The sequence below is a fragment of the Deltaproteobacteria bacterium genome, assembly GCA_016210005.1.
Classification (GTDB): domain Bacteria; phylum Desulfobacterota; class Binatia; order HRBIN30; family JACQVA1; genus JACQVA1.
This window is the reverse complement of record JACQVA010000008.1, coordinates 124,683-143,519: the sequence shown is the minus strand read 5'-3', so window position 1 is coordinate 143,519 and position 18,837 is coordinate 124,683. Positions and strand designations below refer to the sequence as shown.

The following is an 18,837-nucleotide window of genomic DNA, read 5'->3' as shown; positions in this document are numbered from 1 at the left end:
CTCTTATGCTGCCACACCCGCGTTGCCAGCTGTGAGCTCACCCCAATGTACAGCGTGCCGTTCCGTTTGCTGGCCAGGATGTAAACGCAGAACTGCTTGTCCATAGCGCCAAACGCGAAACTGGATTCCCGCTTTCGCGGGAATGACGGCCATAACACCGAACAGGATGGGTCGGCACCACGTTACCCACGAATTTGTCGCGCACCCCGTACCCAGCTGTCGCCGGAGGTGACGAGTCGGCGCCGCGCGGCCCCCGGGCAGACGTTGAGACCGCGGGGTTGTGCTGGCACTATGGCGGCCGAGAGGGCAAATGGCGCAGGAGATTGGTTATGCGACTGAAAGGTAAGGTGGCGATTGTTACCGGCGGGGCGCGCGGGATCGGGGCGGGCATCGCGCGTTGTCTGGCAGCCGAGGGGGCGCAGCTCGGACTCGTTGATATTGACGGAGCGGAGGCTGAGGCTACCGCCGCCGTGCTCGGCGGCGGCGCTTGCGCCCTTGCTGCCGACGTCTCGCAGGAAGTCGACGCCGAGCGAGCGGTTGCGCAGGTGGTGGCGCAGTTCGGCGGCTTGGATATCGTCGTCAACAACGCCGGTGGTGGCGGGCTCAACAGCGCCACCGCCATCGGTAACCCGTTCACGCGCATCGATCAGGCGGGCTGGGACGATCAAGTCGCCACCAACTTGCGCACCGTCTTCGCGACCACAAAGGCCGCCATCGCGCACATGCAGCAACGCGGCGGCGGCGCGATCGTCAACATCGCTTCGATCGCCGGCCAGATACCCGCAGTAGCGATTCCCGCTTACGGTGCCGCCAAGGCGGGGGTGATCTCGCTGACCAAGAGTTTGGCGCTGGAGCTGGCGGCGCACAATATCCGCGTCAACGCCATCTGTCCCGGCTTTCTGTGGACGCGCGCGTGGGAAATGCTGGCGATGATGATGAAGATGAGCGTGCCGCAGTACGCCGACATGGAACTCCGCGACATCTTCCTGGCACAGGTCAAACGCGCGGTGCCCCTCGGCCGCGAGCAAACCCCAGCCGACATCGGCAAGCTGACCGTGTTTCTGTGCGGCGCCGACGGCGAGAACATCACCGGCCAGGCGATCGCGGTCGACGGCGGCATTACGTTGCGCGTCGGGCCGTCGTGACCGCAGCCAGCCGCTGCAGCTGGCGGTCGTGAAGTCGGGCCAGCAGCCGCTGGCTGGCGGCGGCGCCGATGAGCGCAAGAAACATGTCCCACTGCGTGTCCCAGGGATCACCCTGGGTGCCGAGAAAGGCCGTGGCGGCCTCGCCGGTGGCCACGGCGGCGCCCCATTCGATCAACTCGTAGGTAGCACTAGCGGCCAGGCAGACACATAGCACCAGGAAGAAGAGCCAGCGGCCGGCCGGCAATAGCGAGTGCCGCAGCAGGATCTCTCGCGCCACGATTGCCGGCACGAAACCCTGGGCGAAATGCCCGACCCGATCGTAGTGATTGCGCGCCAGCCCCAGCAAGTCGCGCACCCAGAAACCGAGCGGCACCTGCGCGTAAGTGTAATGGCCGCCGATTATCAGAATCAGCGCGTGCACGAAGAGCAGCCGGTAAACAAGCGCTGTCAGTCGAAATCGCCGATAGGTGACGAACAACAGCGGCAACACCAGCAACACCGGCGCTACCTCCAACACCCACGTGAAGTAATCATGCGGCGCAATCGCTGACAGCGCCAGCGCCGCCAGTGTGGCGCCCAGTAAAGCCAGCAGTTCACCGTTACGCGCCATGGTGCCAGGCTCAGACCGTGGGCTGGATCAGCAATTGTGCCCAGCGCGAGAACACCCGGTCGCCGACGGCTTGCAGTGTGGCGAGATGGTTCTTGGCGCCGGTGATGATGGCGTCGCCGGTGACGCCGGCTTGTTCCATCTCAGCTGGAAACGCCCGCACCATCCCGGCGATGATCTGCTCGGTGACTTCCATGTGAAACAAGAACCCGTAAGCGTTGTCGCCGTAACGAAATGCCTGGCAGGCAGTTAGCCCAGAGCTGGCCAGCGGCACCGCGCCGCGCGGTACCTCGAAAACGTCGCCGTGCCAGTGGTAGCCGACGAAAGGCGAGGCAACGTCGCGCCACAGCTGATCGCTGGCCGCCGCCGCGGCCAGCCTGATCGGGTGCCAGCCGATCTCCTTGCACTTGCCTTTAGTGACCGCGCCGCCCAGCGTGGCCGCCAGCAACTGACTGCCGAGACAGACTCCAAGCACCGGTTTGCGCTGCCTCAGTGCCTGCTCGAGCAAGCGCATTTCGTCACTCAGAAAGGGATACTCAGCCTGTTCGTAGACACCCATCGGGCCGCCCATGATGATCAACCCGGCGGCCTCGCCGAGCGCCGCCGGCAACGGTTGTTGTTCGAAGATTCTCACCACTTGTGCACCGACCCCGACGCGGTCGAGCGCTCCGGCAATGGTGCCCAGGGTTTCGCAGTCTGTGTGCTGAACAACCCAGACATCTGACACGTACACCTCCTCTGCAGCCGCTGACAATACCGGTTTACGAACAAGACTGCGAGCCTTGCAGCGACCGGCGCGACGGTCAGCTTACCAGCCGGCGGCCGGGCAGTGCAGTCGCGGGCGGAGTACGCGCGTTGCCTACCTAGAATATAGGCTTGACGCCACGCTGCCGATGGGTCAAAGGGGGGGAACCGTGATTGCTGCCGAACCAACTCGGGCGATTACTATTCTTGTGGCTGACGATCATGCCGTCGTGCGCGAGGGGATCGTGTCGCTGCTGCGTGGTGAGCCCGACTTGGTGGTTGTAGGAGAGGCGGCCGACGGCAAGGAGGCGGTCGAGCTGGCTCAACGGGTACAGCCGCAGGTTGCGATCTTGGACGTCTCGATGCCCCGGCTCAACGGTTTGACCGCCGCCTCGCAAATTCGCCGCTCTTTACCGGAAACCGGGGTTATCATGCTGACCGTGCATAACGACCGGGCGTATGTCACCCAAGCGTTGGCCGCCGGAGTGCGCGGGTACGTGCTCAAGCAGGCCGTCGCCGCCGAGCTGGCGCAGGCGATCCGTAAAGTCCGCCGCGGTGAGATGTATTTCAGCCCGGAGATCGCCGAGCCTGCCCCGCAGCGCACGATCGGCTTCGGCGCACAGCCGCTCGATGGCCCGGTAGACGATCTCACGCTGCGTGAGGTAGAGGTTTTGCAGCTCATCGCCGAGGGACTCAGCAACAAAGAGATCGCACTGCAACTGAGCGTGAGCGTAAAGACGATTGAAACGCACCGCGCGCGGTTGATGGGCAAGCTCGGGATTCACGAAACCGCGGGCTTGGTTCGCTACGCGATTCGCAAGAAGATCGTGCAGCCGTAGACAGCGTGCTCCCGCTTACCGAGTGGCGAGTAAGAGCCAAAGGCTGACCACAGCTACAAGCCACAGCAGCGTGCTGAGCCCGACCCCCGTCACAAACCCCAGCAGCGGCAATTCCGATCGATCTGCCGGGGTGCCAGATGTGCCGGGGTAAGAGTCCATCAGCGAGAAGGATCAAGATCGTCGAAGCGACTAGGCCCAGTACCGAACGTAAACGGCGGCGTCACTGATGGAGCGGTGCCGTTGCGGCCGTGCTCGGTTGGCGCCGCAGCGGGCTCGGGCGGCGCCGTCAGGCCGGCGATGCCGCCGAGCCGGAAGTGATCGAGCCAACGGCGAATACTGCTCTTGCCGAGGTGGAAGGTGCTGGCCACGGCGCTAATGCTGGCGCCGTCGGCGATCGCCAGTACCGCGCGAGCGCGTTGGGCTTCGTCGCTCTCGGGGTGGCGGACGAGCGCGACCAGCTGATGGCGAACCTCAGGAGCCAGCGGACCCACCGTACTCGGCTGATGCCAGTACTGACGCGCAAACCCGGCGGCGCTCAGCAATTGCCGCAGGCGCTCGACGCTGATGGTGCGTACAATGTCGCGCTCGATCAGATGGTCGCGCAGCTTGTAGAGCGACCACGTCGAGTACGGCTCTCCCAGCGCCGCCGGCGGCGTGCTGGCACGGCGGCAGATCTCCGTCCGGACAGTGGCGTCGAACACCACGTTCTTGGGTTTACCGGCGTTACCATGTTGCAGCCCGGCCGCGCCCCGGTTGCGATAGCGGATCAGCCACCGGCGCACGCTGTCGCGGTGCAAGCCGACACTGCGGGCGATGGCGCTGAGCGGCTCACCCTCGGCGCGCGCCAGTATGATGTGAGCGCGGCGAGCCAAGTTGGCCGGTCCAACCTCGATGATCCGCTCCAGCTCCGCGCGCTCGGCGGGCGTCAGCGGGATTCGTTGCACGTTGTTTGCGCTTGCCATAGCAGACGCATACTGGCACACCACGCGGGCGGACCCGCTTCGGGTACCCACCGGATAAGTGGGCGGGAGAATGCCTTACGACCTCGGCGGCGCGGGTCCGGCTACAGCGCCGGGCAGATGCCCGTGCCGGGCGCGGTGGCCGTCAGTTCGAGCGCGACGACGCCGTCGCGCCGCAAGCGCAGGCTTTGGCAGCGCAGCTCCACCGGGCTCGGCGACCCCGCCAAGTTGCGCGAATCGAAGCGCAGGCTGCCGCTCGACTGGCCGCTGGCACCGGCCTCGACTTGCAGCGTGGCCGCCAGCTGGTTGCCCACCCACAGCTCGTAGGTTCCCGCCGGCAGCCCACTGACCTTGAGTGTGAACTGCTCCGCCCCCTCCGCGCTGCGGTAGCTCGCCAACCCGCGCGCAGCGGGGAAACGCCCGCGGCTTTGCAGGGGTGCTTGCAAGCGGATGCTCGGCAGTGGTTGGTCGGGAAATTCAGCCGCGAACAGCGTGCGGCCATCCTCATCCAACAGGGACACCAGGCGGCCGCGCGGGTCGACTGCTGCCACCTGGGTGCGCGCGCGGCCACTGCGCGAGACCGCAAACTCCCGCACCGGTACCGCATCCACTGCCAGCCGATAGAGACCGGCTGGCAGACCGCGCACACTGGCCGTGACGCGAGCCCGACCGCAGTGCGACACGGCGCTGACGCGGACCGAGCCGCGCACCGCCGCCGAGGCCGGAAGCAGATACGCCGTCAGGCTGGAGCCGCCCTCGCTCAGGGGTGCGGACGCCGGCGCGGCCAAGGCCTCGGCCAGCGCCCAAGCGTCCGGCACACCCCAGCCCGTCGGATAATCCCAGCCCGCTGCGGCTTCGTAGTGGCCGTTGTTGCCTTCGGTGACATCGATGAGTGCGCCGCCGGCCGCCGGCTGGGTGCCCACTTCGCAAAGGGCCGGCGCTGCAACTCCGAGCTCTCCCTGGCCGAGCTGGCTGCGGTACTGGTTGGTGAGAGCTAGCAGCGCGGCCCAAATCGGAGCGCCAAGGCTGGTGCCGCCGTACTGCCACCAGGTGCCGTTGTTGTGCACGTAGTAGCCGGTGCCGGGGTCGGCGTTGAAGGCGACATCGGCCGATTGACGCCAGGCCGCGGAGTTCATCTGCCACGACGGGCGCTGCCACACCCGGCTCACGCCGCCGCCGCTCCCAGTCCAGGCGCGCTCGCTGAGGCGGCGGCCATCGGGACTGACCTCTAACGTCGTGCCCCCGATCGCGGTCACTAACGGATCGGAGGCGGGATAGTTGACCTCGGGCGTGCTGGAGCCGCACTCAAAGGCGCCGTGGTCGCCAGAGGCAGCCGCGATGGTGATGCCTTGGGCTGCGGCCCGCTGAAAGATAGCGTGGGTCTGATCCAGGTAGGCCGCGGGCATGTACTTCTCGCATAGCCCCCAGCTTACGGTGACGACGGCCGCGCGATTATCGCTGACGATGCGGTCGTAAACGAGGGTGAAGGTGGAAACGGCGCTGTCGGCTCCGGCGTAGACCAGCAGCCGCGCACCGGGCGCCATCGCCCCGGCCCACTCAACGTCCAAAGTGGTTTCGTCGATGTTGCGTGTGAGGGCTCCGCCGATGGCAATGACTTCAAGCTGGTCAGCTCGCCGGTTCACCCCCAGCGCGCGCCAGAACTCGGCGACATCGCTGGCCTCGAAGCCGAACGCGGTTGCGATGGCTATGGTCGAGGCGCGGCTGTCGTTGCCGCGGACGCCGGCGGCATAGAACGGGGAGAAGTTGTACAGGCGGGCAATGTCCCCCGGGCCGAAGGGAGAGCGGTCCTGCGGCGGGATGCGCCCGCCGGTGTTGAACGCACGCAGTTCGGTATGATTCTCCAAGCCTTGTACGCTGCTGACTGCACCCGCGATCGCTGCCGGCAAGGCCGGGGCTTGCTGCGGTGCAAAGAAGGGCGCGCCGTTCTGATCGTAATCAATCACGCTGACGCCGAATGCACGCTCGGCGGCGGCGACGCTGCCGGTCGCGGTAATTAACTGCTGCGAGGCACTGACATCGGCAACCGTCAACCCATTGTCGCCGAGATGCTTGACCACGGCAGTAACATCCTGTGGTGCCGGGCCGAAACGCTCGGCGAACTCCTCCGGCTGCAAGTAGCGCCGGTAGTGCGGCGAGCCGGGGTCGGACATGTCGCGCAGCAGCCGCGCCAGTTCGTCGGCGTGGCGCAGCTTGAGGCCCACAACGAGCGACAGCTCGCGGCTACGTTCCGTAGCCCCGCGCGCGTGCGCGCCGCGCACGGCCGGTGGCTGATTATTGTGGATAAGGCTCCGGTCATCGTTGGCCCCAGCCCTCGAAGCGCAGGTCAGCTGAGCGCTCAGAGCTATGAGACATGCACTGGCGAATGTGAGCGGTTTCACGGGCACTGCTCGCTTGCACGGCGGTCATTGCCTCGCTCTTCCTCGGATCGCGGCGCGCTCCCGACGGCGCAGTTGGGCGCGTGCCGCTGTCACGAGGAGAGAGCAGGACATATGCCACAGCCAATGGTGAGGGAGCGCGTCCCGAGGTGCCTCCTGTTGGGCTGTGAGGACCGCTGCTAGGCGGTACTCCGGTGCCGTTCTCGCCCGCATTGCGGAATCGGTAACGATCCGCCGGACGCCCCCCTCGCGCCCGCTTGTTGCCGGCCTACCAGCCACGTCGCATGCGCGCGTCTGAAAACCAGTGCCGGCGCGCGGTAGGAGCTGTCCCACGCGCGAGGGTTGCGGGCCAGTGCGGCGACCTGCTAGTCCAACGGCACTGGCTTGCAGTGGGGCAGGGTAGACACGAGCGAGAGTGGCGGAACTGGCAGACGCGCTGGACTTAGGATCCAGTGGGCAACCGTGGGGGTTCGAGTCCCCCCTCTCGCACTTCACCCACGTAGTGATCGCGTGGCCTTTTCGGAAATTGTCCCCCGCGCTGCCTTGAAGTGGGGGACGATTTGACTGGTGTCGAGCCAAACAGGGTAGGGTCCAGTTCCGCGAAACGTTGCAGCTCGGTGCGACCTTCGCTCGGCATCCACTGGCCGTAGTGCCGGCGCAGCGTGGCGTAGCTCACCCCGGTCTGCTGCTCAAGCCATGCGATCCGGACGCCGATCGTGAGTCCGAGCCATCGGGCAATCCAGCCAGTTGGCGGCTCGTTTTCAATCAGGCAGCGCGGGCCGCGCCGACGTAGCGCTTCACCTTGATTCTGCCCTTTGCGGTCAGGCGAGCTTTGGCGAGATCATAGGTTGTCTGCATCCGCAGCCAGGTGTCTGCGCCACCACCGAAAGCGAGGTCGAGTCGAATGGCCATTTCCGGCGAGATCCCGCGGCGGGCGTGGACCAGGTCATTGAGGGTCTGGCGGGTCACACCGAGGAGCTTGGCGGCGGCAGTGACAGTGAGACCCAAGGGGTCAAGGCAGTCGTGCTTGACCGAGAGCCCGGGGTGCGGTGGGTTCTTCATGGCCATCGTGTTGTCCTCCTTAATGATAGTCGACCAAGTCGACGTCGCGGGCATGACCGGCCTCGAAACGGAAGATGATGCGCCAGTTGCCCGAGACGCTGACGGCCCAAAACCCTTTCATATCTCCCGTGAGGGGGTGAAGCTGGAAGCCGGGAAGGTTCATCTTCTGCGGCTCGTCGGCTTCGTCGAGGCGGGCGAGGATACGCCCGATTTTATCCACCCGGTCCGCAGGGAGGCCCTTGCGATCGTCTTTTTCATAGAGCCGTTTGAGCCCGCGATGCCGAAAGCTCTGGATCATGGGCAACCGTAGTGCGACACGTGTCGCATGTCAACGGAATGACGTGTGGTCAACTCAAGGCCCCTTCGACCGGGGCACCCTAGTGCTTCTTCCTTTGCGACGACACAGCCGGCGCAGAAAACTCCCTCGGTCGGTATCGTCGCGAAGGATCGCCCGACGTTCCACCCTGCGGACGGGATCTCCTTCACCGCCACACCGCATCCAGGGCTGTCGTATCCAGGGCTTGATCCGGCATGCCGGTGCGCACGACACAGCGAGGGATGCGATGGCAGCACGATCGAACCTGAAGCGCAAAGCCCTCTTCGTAGACGAGGTCGCGGTACGACGTGCGAGGCGAGCGTTGGGCGCCACCACGGACGCCGAGGCGGTGCGTCTGTCGGTGGAACGCGCGTCGTGGAGATGGAAGCATTGTGGAACTTCATGCGCCGGAGTCGCGCCAAGCTCCGGCCCGGTAGCATCGAGGCCTCGTAGCCGTGCGCTCGGCCATCTGGTGAGCGTTGCGAAGGGGTCGGAGCCAATCACAACGACACGGGGAGGGATGTGGACGTTCGCGAGATCATCTCGCTCGACACGTTCGTAAGGCGGGCGCAAGGGCCCTGGTTATCAGTGCCCGCGACATGAGCGCAAAGGAGCGGAACCGCTATGGCAAGAGCTAAGACAGCGGGTATTCCACGACACTTCCGCACCGCGGAAGCGGCCGGCCGATTCTGGGACACGCACGATCTCGCGGATTACTGGGACCAAACCGAGCCGGCGTCCGTGTCGTTCCACCTGCAACGGCAGTCGCATCTCTTCGCGGTCGAACCCCGGCCCGCGCGGGAGTTACATGCCGTGGCAGCGGCTCGCGGCGTGAGCCCCGAGACGATCGCCAACCCGTGGCTGCGGGAACGCCTGGCACATGAAAGTGGCGCACGCCGCCGCCGGGCCAAACCGCGCGCCGCTGCGTGAGCGCATGGTGCCGTGCCGCACGACAGCTGCGATTACAGGAGAGAACGTCGTAGGTCGGGCCCGGGGGGGCGGCCCTCCCACCGAGCACGGTTTCCCCCGAGAGACGCGGTGATTGCCGCTCGATCGAGGAGAAGCACGATAGCGGCCGTAGCACCGGCGTAGGCAACCCAAGCCACCCCGATCGGCGTCTGGTCGCCGGCGTTGAACGGCGCCAACCTGGGTGGTAGATGCCATGCCATGAAGACGACCATGGATTCGGCCGGGCGACTGGTGATCCCTGGCGAGATCCGACGCGAGGCCGGGCTGAGGCCGGGCACACCCCTCGAGGTGCGCTGGCGCGACGGACGGGTGGAGATCGAGCCGGCACCGACGCCGGTGAAACTCGTGCGCCAGGGACGGCTTCTGGTCGCCGTTCCGGAGGGAAAGACCGGCCCGTTACGCGCGGAGACGGTGGAACGAACCCGTCGGGTGCTACGTCGCGAGCGGCGCGGGCGCGAGTGACACCGGCGTGGCGGGGTTCGTCCCCGATACCAGCTGCATTGTAGCCGCCGTGTGCGCGTGGCACGAGCATCACGCACCCGCCGAGGCGGAACTCAACCGGCGGCTCGGCTCGAAGGACCCGATGATCGTGGTTGCGCCGGCCCTCGTCGAGGCGTACGCAGTGTTGACACGCCTCCCGCCGCCACATCGTCTTTCGCCTGCCGACGCGATGGCGGTGTTGGACGCGAACTTCCTGCGCGCCGGCAGGCTGATGGCACTCGATGCGGCGTCCTACCGCAGTCTCTTACGGGAGGCGCCGAGCAATGCGATTGCGGGAGGTCGCACCTACGACGCCGTGATTGCACGCTGTGCGGTCAAAGCCAAAGCCTCCGCTTTGCTCACGTTCAACCAGCGTCACTTCCGGGCGCTCGCGCCGGCGGGAGTCGACATTGTTGTGCCGGGGGCGAGGCTCGTGGCCTGACGCGAGCACTGAGCGCGGCCGTGAACGGCTGGCCAGCATCGCTGATGCCTGACCCGGAAGGCCGTGACGATATCGTCGCGAAACATCGTCCCATGCCGCGCAACCGCTGCGATCACCGGAGAGAACGTCGTGGGCCGGTCCATGTGGGCGGCCGCCAGGTCCGGTAGCGCAACGGGCAGGCGCGCCATTGGTCCAGTTTGCTCTTTGGGCGTCAGCTTGTCTTGGCTTTGGTGACCGCGCCGTGACGCGGTACACCGCGCCCCGCAAGCGCGATCCGCTGTGGACGTGCCATGGGAAGCGCCTCTGCATGCCGCCCTATTTCTTATTCAGGGGCTGACCCCCGCGGCTTCGGCCGCTCGCGCGGGAGTTACTGTAAGCGTGGTTGTCTCTCGGAGCGAAGCGGAGACAACCGGTTTCAGCGAGTCTGAAAGCCAGGTAGCGAGCACCGTGCCACGATCCCACCTTCGCCCGGGCTCCGGCGGGCATGTCGCAGACGCACTCAGCAGGTTGCAGGCCGCACGGCTCGCCGAGGCCGACGTTCGCCAACCACCTTCGCCTGGCTTCGGTGGTCATGAGGCTTCGGTTGGCAGGCCGAAGCACCTACTTCATCATCCTGCGCTCCTTCTCGCTGCGCTGACTTGCATGGCATGTCATCCGAAGCTCGCGGAGCGCGATCGCGGCGCCAGCAGCGCAGCCCTCCTACGCCAATCCCCTTCGCCAAGAGGCTTCGAGGATCATGAGGCTACGGCGGGCCTGCCCTCCAGAGCCTCGTGCGGCGGAGGGCATCCTTCGCTCTTGTCGCTGCCTAAGAGGGCATGCCATCCGTAGCTCTTCTGAGCGCAGCGAAGAAGAGCGAAGGATGGAGGCGGGGGGAATCGAACCCCCGTCCGGAAGCGGTCGGCCTGGGCGTCTACGTGCGTAGTTTCGTGCTTTGTTCTCGTGGCCGGCGCTCCCACGAACAGGATCGCCGACAACCAGCTCGTGCATTTTCGTCAGCGGCGCCCGAGCCCTCGCCGCCGCTTATCCCGATTTGCGTCGCCTGATCTCAGCCTACGGGCGCGGCCAAGTCAGACGTGGTTGCCCTTAGGCAGCCAGTGCTACAGGTTCGTCTGCGTTTAAGCAGCCCTGGGGTTGTTACCGGTACCCAGGATCCCGGGCACGCAACCTCGGCGTTCCTACCCCCGTCGAATCCAGATCGCCCCCGTGTCGAACAGTGATCAGCGGCCAGTGACCGGTGACCAGCGAGGGGATGAGTGACGAGTGATGAGTCACCGATCCTCAAAGAACTTGGCGCCAGCAAAACGGCGCCGGCAACGCCTCGGACTGTAGCGGCTGCCGAGCGCACTCGCAAGCTGCGCGCCGGCCTCGATGGCCGCTTAGTAGGCCCTGCCGGTGCGTGCGATGACGGCGCCGCTAATCTCGCCGGGTGCGGTTGATGGCGCGAAAAGCGGAGTAGATCTCGACCAGGACATCGCGCTGGCGGTCGGTGAGGTGCGGGTCGCGGTGAATCTCGCGAACGACGTCGGCCTCATCGATGTCTTGCGGATCGATGACCCCGGCCTGCAATTGCAGGGTCTCGGCCGACAGGCGCAGGGCGGTGGCGATGGACTGCAGCAGCGTGCGCGAAGGATTGCGCAGCCCCTGTTCGATCTCACCCAGCACCACCTGTGACACGCCGCTCATGTCGGCCATCTTACGCAGGGAGATGTTGGCCAGCTCGCGCTGGCGACGGATGTAGTCGCCGATCGAAGACGAACGTGCGGGGCGTTTGGCGGGCACCGGCAAATCCTAGGGCTTGGGCTCGGTGGCGATGGCGATCTTATCGGCCCCGGCCTCTTTGGCGATGGTCATAATCTTTACCGCGTCTTCCAGGATGACGCTGCGGTCACCCTGGAGGATCACGTGTTTGTCGGCGCGCTCGCCGAGCGCGGCTTGCAGCGCCGGCCGCAGCGCCTCGAAGGATACCGGCTTGCCGTTCAACTCCAGCCGGTGGTCGGCGGTGGCGGTTACGATGATGCCCGCCGGCTCGCTGCCGCCGGCGCCGCCGCGCGGCAGGTTCACCTTCGTTCCTTGCTGCAGCAGCGCCGTGCTGGTGACCATGAAGATGATCAGCAACACCAGAAAGATGTCGGTGAGCGGGGTGACGTTGATCTCGGCGACGATGTCCTCGCCGCCCTCGTCGTCAGCGGGACTGAGCGACACGCGGCAAGCTCCCTTCGCGTGCAACCGGGGCGGCCAACTGCATCAGCAACTCGTCGGTCCATTCGCGCAGCACCGCGGCGTGGTTGTTGATGCGGACCATGAAGGCGTTGTAAGCGAAGATCGACAGCACGCCCACAAGCAAGCCGCCGGCGGTGGCGATGAGCGCTTCCGAAATGCCGGCGGCGACCACGGCGAAGCCGCCGGAGCCGGTGGCCGCCATGTTCTCGAAGGAGCGGATGATGCCGAGCACGGTGCCGAACAAGCCGATGAACGGCGCCAGGCTGCCGATGGTCCCGAGCAGCCAGATGTAGCGTTTGAGCCTGCGCGCAACTTCGCCGAGCTTGCGCTGGGCGATGCGCGCGCGGCCATCGGCATCGGCGGCGGCCAGCACCGCGTGATACACCGCCGCCAGCGGCGAATCGTCGCGCCGGCAGACGGCAAGGGCATCGCTCAGGCCGCCGTCTTCGTAAGCCTCCGCCACCATTCGGTGAAGCCGCCGCGAGCCTCGACTCGCGCGGATCAAGGACCACAGCCGCTCCACGATCACCGCCACGCTGATCACCGAACAGAGCAGCAGCGGGTACATCACCACACCGCCGTGTTCAATCAGTTCGACAAAGCCAGTTGGGGTCATCGACAATCAGTGGCCGCGCCGCGATCGCTACGCCACGCCAGAAAAACCACCATGGCGCAGCTATAGCCCACGCCCGCCACCCGTGCAATTGAGCCGAGCGCGACTGGGCCCCACACACCTGCGGGCTGAGGGCAGCCCGCCTCCGGTCGCTCCGGCCGGGGGCCGATCCCACGTTCGGCAACCCAGCTGGCATGTCGCGTCGCGACTCGCTAGACATGGGCCCCAGAGGTCTCGCAATGGGAAAGAGTTTGCTCGACAAGGTGTGGGACGCTCATACGGTGCGCGAGCTGCCGGGCGGGCAGACGCAGCTGTTCATTGGGCTCCACCTGATTCATGAAGTAACCAGCCCGCAGGCGTTCGAAATGCTGCGCGAGCAGGGGCTGGCGGTGCCGTTTCCCGATCGCACCATCGCCACGGTCGATCACATCATCCCGACCGACAGCACCGCGCGCCCGTTCGCTGACGCGCAGGCCGAGGCCATGCTCAGTGCGCTCGAGGCCAATTGCCGCCAGTGTGGCATTCGCCTGCTCGACCGTACCACCGGCCAGCAGGGCATCGTGCACGTGATCGGCCCCGAGCTGGGACTCACCCAGCCCGGCCTCACCATCGCCTGCGGCGACAGCCATACCAGCACCCACGGCGCCTTCGGCGCCGTTGCCTTCGGCGTCGGCACCAGCCAAGTGCGCGACGTTCTCGCTAGCCAGTGCTTGGCCATCGCCCGCCCGCGGGTGCGCCGCATTGCCGTCGACGGCGCGCTGGCTGCGGGGGTCTACGCCAAGGACGTTACCCTGCACGTCATCCGCACGCTCGGTGTCAAGGGCGGCGTCGGCTTGGCCTACGAGTACGGCGGGGCGGTGATCGCGCGCATGGCGATGGAAGAGCGCATGACCGTCTGCAACATGAGCATCGAGGGTGGCGCGCGTTGCGGTTACGTCAACCCGGACGCGCACACATTCGACTACTTGCGCGGCCGCCAATTCGCCCCCGCGGGCGCGGCTTTCGAACGCGCGGTGGTCTGGTGGCAGTCGATGGCCTCTGACCCCGACGCCTCGTATCACGACAGCGTACGCCTCGATGGCGGCGCGCTCGCGCCTACGGTCACCTGGGGCATCAATCCCGGACAAGCCATCGGCGTCGACGAGCGGCTGCCGCGCCCGGAATCCTTGAGCGACGACGAGCGCGCAGTGGCCGAAGACGCTTACGCTTACATGGGCCTGCAGCCGGGCGCGGCGATCGCCGGCACCCGCATCGATGTCGCCTTCATCGGCTCGTGCACCAACGGCCGGCTCTCCGATCTGCGCGAGGCCGCCAAGGTCGCCAAGTTGGGCAAGGTGAAACCCCAGGTCAAAGCCCTGGTGGTGCCCGGATCACAAGCGGTGGCGCGCGCGGCCGAGGCCGAAGGGCTGGACGAGATCTTCCGCAGCGCGGGTTTCGAATGGCGCTTGCCGGGCTGCTCGATGTGTCTGGCGATGAATCCCGACAAGCTCGTCGGCCGCCAACTCTGCGCCTCGTCGAGCAACCGCAACTTCAAGGGCCGCCAAGGCAGCCCCTCGGGCCGCACGTTGCTGATGAGCCCGGCGATGGTGGCCGCGGCCGCCATCGAAGGCGCGGTCACCGACGTAAGGAAGCTGCTGGCCACGAACTGAGTGCAGAGCAGAGGCATTGCAGAACCGATCTCCGACAAGTTCCTGACCCGTCGAATCCGTTCAATCCGTTGTGAACAAGTAGATCTGCGAGGAGCCATGAGCCAATTGATCCCGATCAGCACGGTCACCGGCCGGCCGATTCCGCTGCGCGGCAACGACATCGACACCGACCGGATCATCCCCGCCCGCTTCATGAAGGCGATCACCTTCGACGGCATGGGGCGGTACGCTTTCTACGACGCCCGCTTCGATCCCGACTCCGGTGCGCCGCTCGGACACGTGATGGACGACCCCAGGTACCAAGCCAAGGGTGCGCGTGTTGCCGTCGTCAACAAGAATTTCGGCTGCGGCTCCTCGCGCGAGCACGCGCCGCAGGCCCTGCTGCGCTGGGGCATCAAGGCCATCGTCGGCGAGTCGTTCGCCGACATCTTCTTCGGTAACTGCGTTGCCCTCGGGATTCCCTGCGTGACGGCCGGCGCCGCCGAGGTGGCCGCGCTCATGAGCGCGGTTGAAGCCGATCCGCCGCACGATCTCACGGTTGATCTTACCACCATGACCGCCCGCTATCGCGGCGCGGCCTACGCGATCGGCCTGCCCGACGGTGTCCGCCGGCAGCTGCTCGACGGCACCTGGGATGCCACCCGCACATTGCTCGCTGCCACCGAGCAGACCCGCGCCACCGCCGCGCGGCTGCCGTACATCGGCAGCTTCAAAGCTTGAGCGAGCAGGGCGCGGGTCTCGGCGCAGCGCCAAGGTGGCGCTGGAGGCTGGACTCAGCCGGGCTGCGCCCGGTCGCCGAACAGCGCCCGCCACGCTACCAGCACAGCGGTGCCGCCGTACACGAGTGTGCCTGCCAGCAAGCTGCGTTCGCCCACTTCGGCATCGAGTCCGCCAAGATACAAAGCCGGCGCGGCGGCCACCAGGTACAACCACGGTGCGCTCGGGCTCACGCACAACAGCGGCAAGAGCCAGAGCATGTACCAGGGGTAATGCGGTGTCGCCAGCAGTAGGAGGCAGCCCGCAACGTCGGCCGCGGCTACGCTGAGTTTTCGCGGTGCCGCCGCGCTGCGGCGTGTGGCCTGCCCGGCCACCCATGCGCCGGCCGCCGCCGCCAGCACATAGTATCCCGCCGGCGGCGCGCTCGGCCACAAGCGTGCGAGCAGGCGATAGAAGAGGAAGCGTTCGCCGCTGCCATAACCCTCCTCGGCCAAGTACCAGGGCAAGTAGCCGACAATGCCGCGGCCGACCGAAAGCAACGGCACGAATGCCAGCACGCTGGCGAGCACGCAGGTTAGCAGCATGCGCGCTCGTCCCCGCGGCCAGAACAGCGGCAGCAGCGCTGCCGGATAGAGTTTGGTCAGAGCGCCTGCAGCCAGCGCCAGGCCGCTACCGAACCGCTGCCCGCGCGCGTCGGCGAGCAACGCCAAGGTGATCGCGGTGACGGCCAAGCCGTCGACGTGCGCACTGCTGCCGATCTCCCATAGCGGCAAGGGACACCAGGCGTAGAGCAGCACCCGCGCCGGGTTCAACCCCCACCGTCGCAGCAGCACCAGCAAGGCCAGAGCCGTGACCAATTCGCCGAGCAGCAACACGCCGCGCATGCCCGCGACGCTATCACCGCCGGTGCTGTAGGCAGCCGCGAACGCGGCCTGTGCCAGCGGCGGATAAATGGTGTGGGTGCTGCCGGGCCGGTTCACTCGCGGATAAATGCTCGCGTCGCGCAGGTGCGCCAGCTCCGGCGCGGCCGGCACAAAGCTAAACGGGTTGATGCCGTACAGCACCAGCTTGCCGTCCCAGATGTAGCGGTAGACGTCAGAGGATAAGAACGGCGGCGCCGTCATGACGGCCACGCGCATCGCCAGCGCGAAGCCCAGGATGAGCGCGACGCTCGCTCGCGCACCCGACCGCCACACCACCCGCGCCGCCCAAATCCAGGCTCCCAACTGCACCAGGTAGACGGCAAGAAACGCCGGCAAGCCGCCGGCGGCGAAGGCCAGCGGCCCGCCCGCGGCGCCGCCGAGCAGAACGACGCCGAGGACGATCAGCTGCACGCTGCCGGCCGGCATCACAACGGCGATATCGTGTGGCGGCGCCGCCGCCGGAGCCCCGCTTGTCACAACCAGTTGGCGCGGCGCCTGCCTCGCCCTCCCACCCTGCCGGCCGCTCTCACCGCGTCACAAACTCCAGCGCACGCCGCAGCCGGTGCAGCAGCGCGGCGGCTGATCGCTGAGCAATGCGGAACGGAATCGCCGGTAAGGCGGGCCGTTCCAAATCTCCGCCAGCGGCTGCACCAAGGCGTTGCCCAACGGCAAGGCCCCCAAGTCGCGTTCGACAAACGGCACCATGCAGCATGGCAGCACGGTACCGTTGGCGGTGATGTACATCAGCGTCCATGGCCGCCGGCAGTGGCTCCATGGGCGCTGGTGTTGGTCGCGCCACAGGCTCTGCTCCGGCGTGGTGGCGCCCGAGGCCCGCAGCGTCACGCCGAGTGATTGCGCCAAAGCAGCGGCGCCGGCAATGGCCTCGCCCACGGCGGCGTCGCTGGTGCCGTACAATGACTGGCTGGCAACCGCGACGCCCTGTTGACGGCCGTTGCCGCCGTAGACCAGCCGCTGCAAGTAGACCTCGGGCACGCCGATGTCCGCCGCCAAGCGAACCACGCCTGCAAGCTGGTGAATAGTGTCGCGCAAAGCCACCAGCCAGAGTGAGATGGCCGGCGTGGGCACGCCCCACACCCGCTTCAGCGCCACGAACTGGCGCAGGCTGTCGACGATGCGATCGAAGTGATCGCGCCCGCGCACGCGCCGGAAGGTGGCGGCGTCGGCGGCATCGAGCGAGACGCGATACTCGTCGAGCCCGCTCTCGATCAGCGCCCGCTGCCGGCGCGGCAGCAGCAGTGTGGCGTTGGAATTGAAAGTGACCCGCGCGCCGCGCGCTTTGCCGTAAGCGATCATCGCCGGCAACTCCGGATTCATCAGCGGCTCGCCCACACCATGCAGGACGAGCTGGCGGAGATCGTCGATCTGGTCAACTAGCATGGCAAAGCGCGCCAAGCTCAGATCGGCCGGAGGCTCGACGCTGGCGAAGGTGCGCGGGCAGGTCTGGCACAGCAGATTACAGCGGTTGGTGACTTCGAGGTACAAGCACACCGGGGCGTTGGGCACCAGCGGGCCACACTCCGCAGCCGAGAGCTGCTCGAAGTAGTGCGCCATCACATGCACCACAGCAGCAGGCGTGCGAGGCGGTGCCGCGGTGCGGCAGCGCGCAGCCGCGGCAGTAGCAGCGCGTCGATGCCGGCGATGCGCCCGGCACCGCCGCACAGCAAGCCGGCGCACAGCAACGCCAGCATCGCGTACGACCACGCCCATTCGTACGGTACCGAGTAGAGGCCGATGAGCAGATTGAGCGCCATCAGCGTACCGGCCAGTGCCCCCAGGCGCGTGAGCACGCCAAAGCCAAGCGAGACCGCGATCGCCAGTTCGAGGAAGTACACCTGGTAGCCGAACAACGTGTAGTGCGGCATCACAACGGCTTCGACGAACCACTTGTACCACTGGAAGGTGGGGTACTCGACTTCCCACTTGAGGAAGTGCCACAAGCCGCCGTCGGCACCGATCTTGCCGAAGTGCGGGGGCGGCTTCCACAGTGTTTGCGTGTACCACAAGTAGCCGATCAGGATGCGCGCAAGCACGAGATAGACGCGATTGAGCGTGCTGAATAGCCGCTGGCTGGCGTCGGCGGCGCTCACGGCTGCTCCCAACCCCGCAACAGCGCTGCGGTGCACGGCAACTGCGAACCGTCGTGCACCAGCAACGCGCGCAGCCGGGCGACGTCGCTCTCTTCGTCAACGTCGAAACTCTCCGGCAGCAGATGCACGCGCAGGCCGGCGGTTTGTGCTTTGGCCAGGGTTTCCGCCAGCACGCGCGGCGTGCTCATCTCGATGCCGCTGAACAGGTCGTGGGGCTGGCGCATGCCGATGAGGTAGTAGCCGCCGTCGGCGCTGGGGCCGAGCACGACCTCGGCTCGTGCGAGCGCGTGCTCCGCCTCGTCGAGCCAGGCCTCGCGCACGTGCGGCGCGTCGCCGCCGATTATCAGTGCGCAGTCGAAGCCCTCGCGGCACAAGCTGCGAAAGCAGTTGTGCAGCCGCTCACCGAGATCGCCGCCGACTTGCGGCAGGCAGCGCCCGCGCCCGACCACCGCCGCGAAGTCGCTTTGGGGCGGGTGGAAGGCCCACACCAGCGTCCGCCGCTGTCCGGCGAAGCGAGCCTCTATGTCACGCAAGAAAGCCCGGTACAGCGCATGGGCGCGGTCGTCGCCGATAGCACGCGCCAGGCGCGTCTTGACCCGGCCGATTTCCGGGTAGCGGGCCATGACGACGAGCGCGGTCGGCATTGTC

21 protein-coding genes, 1 tRNA gene and 1 other RNA gene are annotated in these 18,837 nt (G+C 66.8%); 8 read left to right on the top strand and 15 right to left on the bottom strand.

Translation table 11 applies throughout. From position 1 onward, the window contains the following. Positions 1-104: GIY-YIG nuclease family protein (locus HY699_01610; protein ID MBI4514498.1), on the bottom strand; the 104-nt coding region annotated here is incomplete at its 3' end. Between the two features lie 225 nt (positions 105-329). On the opposite strand from HY699_01610, the gene HY699_01605 reads away from it, so the two are divergent. Then, positions 330-1,145 carry a glucose 1-dehydrogenase gene (locus HY699_01605; GenBank protein MBI4514497.1) on the top strand — a complete coding sequence of 272 codons (816 nt, stop codon included), beginning with the start codon at positions 330-332 and terminating at the stop codon, positions 1,143-1,145. Here HY699_01605 and HY699_01600 read toward each other — a convergent pair. Both HY699_01600 and HY699_01595 read right to left on the bottom strand, forming a co-directional pair. Further along, the gene (locus tag HY699_01600) at positions 1,120-1,755 is read right to left on the bottom strand and encodes a DUF2238 domain-containing protein (GenBank protein MBI4514496.1); all 636 of its coding nucleotides are present in this window, start codon (positions 1,753-1,755) and stop codon (positions 1,120-1,122) included. The genes HY699_01605 and HY699_01600 overlap by 26 nt on opposite strands. A gap of 10 nt (positions 1,756-1,765) precedes the next feature. Then, on the bottom strand, positions 1,766-2,479 hold the full coding sequence (locus HY699_01595) for a gamma-glutamyl-gamma-aminobutyrate hydrolase family protein (GenBank protein MBI4514495.1): 714 nt from the start codon (positions 2,477-2,479) through the stop codon (positions 1,766-1,768). A 187-nt stretch (positions 2,480-2,666) separates the two neighbouring features. Between HY699_01595 and HY699_01590 the strand changes: the two genes are divergently transcribed. After that, positions 2,667-3,335 (top strand): response regulator transcription factor, encoded by a 669-nt coding sequence (locus tag HY699_01590; protein ID MBI4514494.1) that lies wholly within the window; start codon positions 2,667-2,669, stop codon positions 3,333-3,335. A 158-nt stretch (positions 3,336-3,493) separates the two neighbouring features. Here the strand turns inward: HY699_01590 and HY699_01585 are convergent, their stop codons facing one another. After that, positions 3,494-4,297, bottom strand: coding sequence for a helix-turn-helix domain-containing protein (locus HY699_01585; GenBank protein MBI4514493.1), 804 nt, complete (start codon positions 4,295-4,297; stop codon positions 3,494-3,496). A gap of 101 nt (positions 4,298-4,398) precedes the next feature. Then, positions 4,399-6,573 carry a S8/S53 family peptidase gene (locus HY699_01580; GenBank protein ID MBI4514492.1) on the bottom strand — a complete coding sequence of 725 codons (2,175 nt, stop codon included), beginning with the start codon at positions 6,571-6,573 and terminating at the stop codon, positions 4,399-4,401. A gap of 526 nt (positions 6,574-7,099) precedes the next feature. On the opposite strand from HY699_01580, the gene HY699_01575 reads away from it, so the two are divergent. Continuing rightward, positions 7,100-7,179: transfer RNA gene (locus HY699_01575), tRNA-Leu, on the top strand. A 276-nt stretch (positions 7,180-7,455) separates the two neighbouring features. Here the strand turns inward: HY699_01575 and HY699_01570 are convergent. Beyond that, positions 7,456-7,758: a HigA family addiction module antidote protein gene (locus HY699_01570; protein ID MBI4514491.1), complete on the bottom strand. Its 303-nt coding sequence runs from the start codon at positions 7,756-7,758 to the stop codon at positions 7,456-7,458. Between the two features lie 13 nt (positions 7,759-7,771). Then, positions 7,772-8,050, bottom strand: a complete 279-nt coding sequence (locus tag HY699_01565; protein MBI4514490.1) for a type II toxin-antitoxin system RelE/ParE family toxin — start codon at positions 8,048-8,050, stop codon at positions 7,772-7,774. 642 nt (positions 8,051-8,692) lie between these two features. Between HY699_01565 and HY699_01560 the strand changes: the two genes are divergently transcribed. The 3 genes from HY699_01560 to HY699_01550 all read left to right on the top strand — a co-directional run bounded on the left by HY699_01560 (position 8,693) and on the right by HY699_01550 (position 9,959). Beyond that, a complete protein-coding gene (locus tag HY699_01560; GenBank protein ID MBI4514489.1) occupies positions 8,693-8,998 on the top strand; it encodes a hypothetical protein in 306 nt (101 codons plus the stop codon). Between the two features lie 237 nt (positions 8,999-9,235). Beyond that, positions 9,236-9,499 carry an AbrB/MazE/SpoVT family DNA-binding domain-containing protein gene (locus HY699_01555; GenBank protein ID MBI4514488.1) on the top strand — a complete coding sequence of 88 codons (264 nt, stop codon included), beginning with the start codon at positions 9,236-9,238 and terminating at the stop codon, positions 9,497-9,499. Positions 9,500-9,506: 7 nt separating this feature from the next. Beyond that, positions 9,507-9,959: a PIN domain-containing protein gene (locus tag HY699_01550; protein ID MBI4514487.1), complete on the top strand. Its 453-nt coding sequence runs from the start codon at positions 9,507-9,509 to the stop codon at positions 9,957-9,959. Between the two features lie 857 nt (positions 9,960-10,816). On the opposite strand, the gene ssrA is transcribed toward HY699_01550, so the two are convergent. From ssrA to HY699_01530, 4 genes are all read right to left on the bottom strand, one after another. After that, positions 10,817-11,162, bottom strand: a transfer-messenger RNA (tmRNA) gene (gene ssrA / locus HY699_01545). A 210-nt stretch (positions 11,163-11,372) separates the two neighbouring features. Beyond that, positions 11,373-11,738: a helix-turn-helix transcriptional regulator gene (locus HY699_01540; protein ID MBI4514486.1), complete on the bottom strand. Its 366-nt coding sequence runs from the start codon at positions 11,736-11,738 to the stop codon at positions 11,373-11,375. A 9-nt stretch (positions 11,739-11,747) separates the two neighbouring features. Further along, positions 11,748-12,161 carry a biopolymer transporter ExbD gene (locus HY699_01535; GenBank protein ID MBI4514485.1) on the bottom strand — a complete coding sequence of 138 codons (414 nt, stop codon included), beginning with the start codon at positions 12,159-12,161 and terminating at the stop codon, positions 11,748-11,750. Beyond that, positions 12,142-12,795 (bottom strand): MotA/TolQ/ExbB proton channel family protein, encoded by a 654-nt coding sequence (locus tag HY699_01530; protein MBI4514484.1) that lies wholly within the window; start codon positions 12,793-12,795, stop codon positions 12,142-12,144. The genes HY699_01535 and HY699_01530 overlap by 20 nt, the downstream gene beginning before the upstream one ends. A gap of 236 nt (positions 12,796-13,031) precedes the next feature. Here HY699_01530 and leuC point away from each other — a divergent pair, with 236 nt between their 5' ends. Further along, on the top strand, positions 13,032-14,441 hold the full coding sequence (gene leuC / locus HY699_01525) for a 3-isopropylmalate dehydratase large subunit (GenBank protein ID MBI4514483.1): 1,410 nt from the start codon (positions 13,032-13,034) through the stop codon (positions 14,439-14,441). Between the two features lie 96 nt (positions 14,442-14,537). After that, the gene (gene leuD / locus HY699_01520) at positions 14,538-15,161 is read left to right on the top strand and encodes a 3-isopropylmalate dehydratase small subunit (protein MBI4514482.1); all 624 of its coding nucleotides are present in this window, start codon (positions 14,538-14,540) and stop codon (positions 15,159-15,161) included. 53 nt (positions 15,162-15,214) lie between these two features. On the opposite strand, the gene HY699_01515 is transcribed toward leuD, so the two are convergent. The 4 genes from HY699_01515 to HY699_01500 are packed head-to-tail and all read right to left on the bottom strand — an operon-like array spanning position 15,215 to position 18,833. Continuing rightward, a complete protein-coding gene (locus HY699_01515; GenBank protein MBI4514481.1) occupies positions 15,215-16,558 on the bottom strand; it encodes a DUF2029 domain-containing protein in 1,344 nt (447 codons plus the stop codon). A gap of 57 nt (positions 16,559-16,615) precedes the next feature. Next, complete coding sequence (locus HY699_01510) at positions 16,616-17,653, bottom strand: SPASM domain-containing protein (protein MBI4514480.1); 1,038 nt, start codon at positions 17,651-17,653, stop codon at positions 16,616-16,618. Then, positions 17,653-18,189 (bottom strand): DoxX family membrane protein, encoded by a 537-nt coding sequence (locus HY699_01505; protein ID MBI4514479.1) that lies wholly within the window; start codon positions 18,187-18,189, stop codon positions 17,653-17,655. Before HY699_01505 ends, HY699_01510 begins: the two co-directional genes overlap by 1 nt. Next, positions 18,186-18,833, bottom strand: coding sequence for a TIGR04282 family arsenosugar biosynthesis glycosyltransferase (locus HY699_01500; GenBank protein ID MBI4514478.1), 648 nt, complete (start codon positions 18,831-18,833; stop codon positions 18,186-18,188). Before HY699_01500 ends, HY699_01505 begins: the two co-directional genes overlap by 4 nt. Positions 18,834-18,837: the final 4 nt, after the last annotated feature.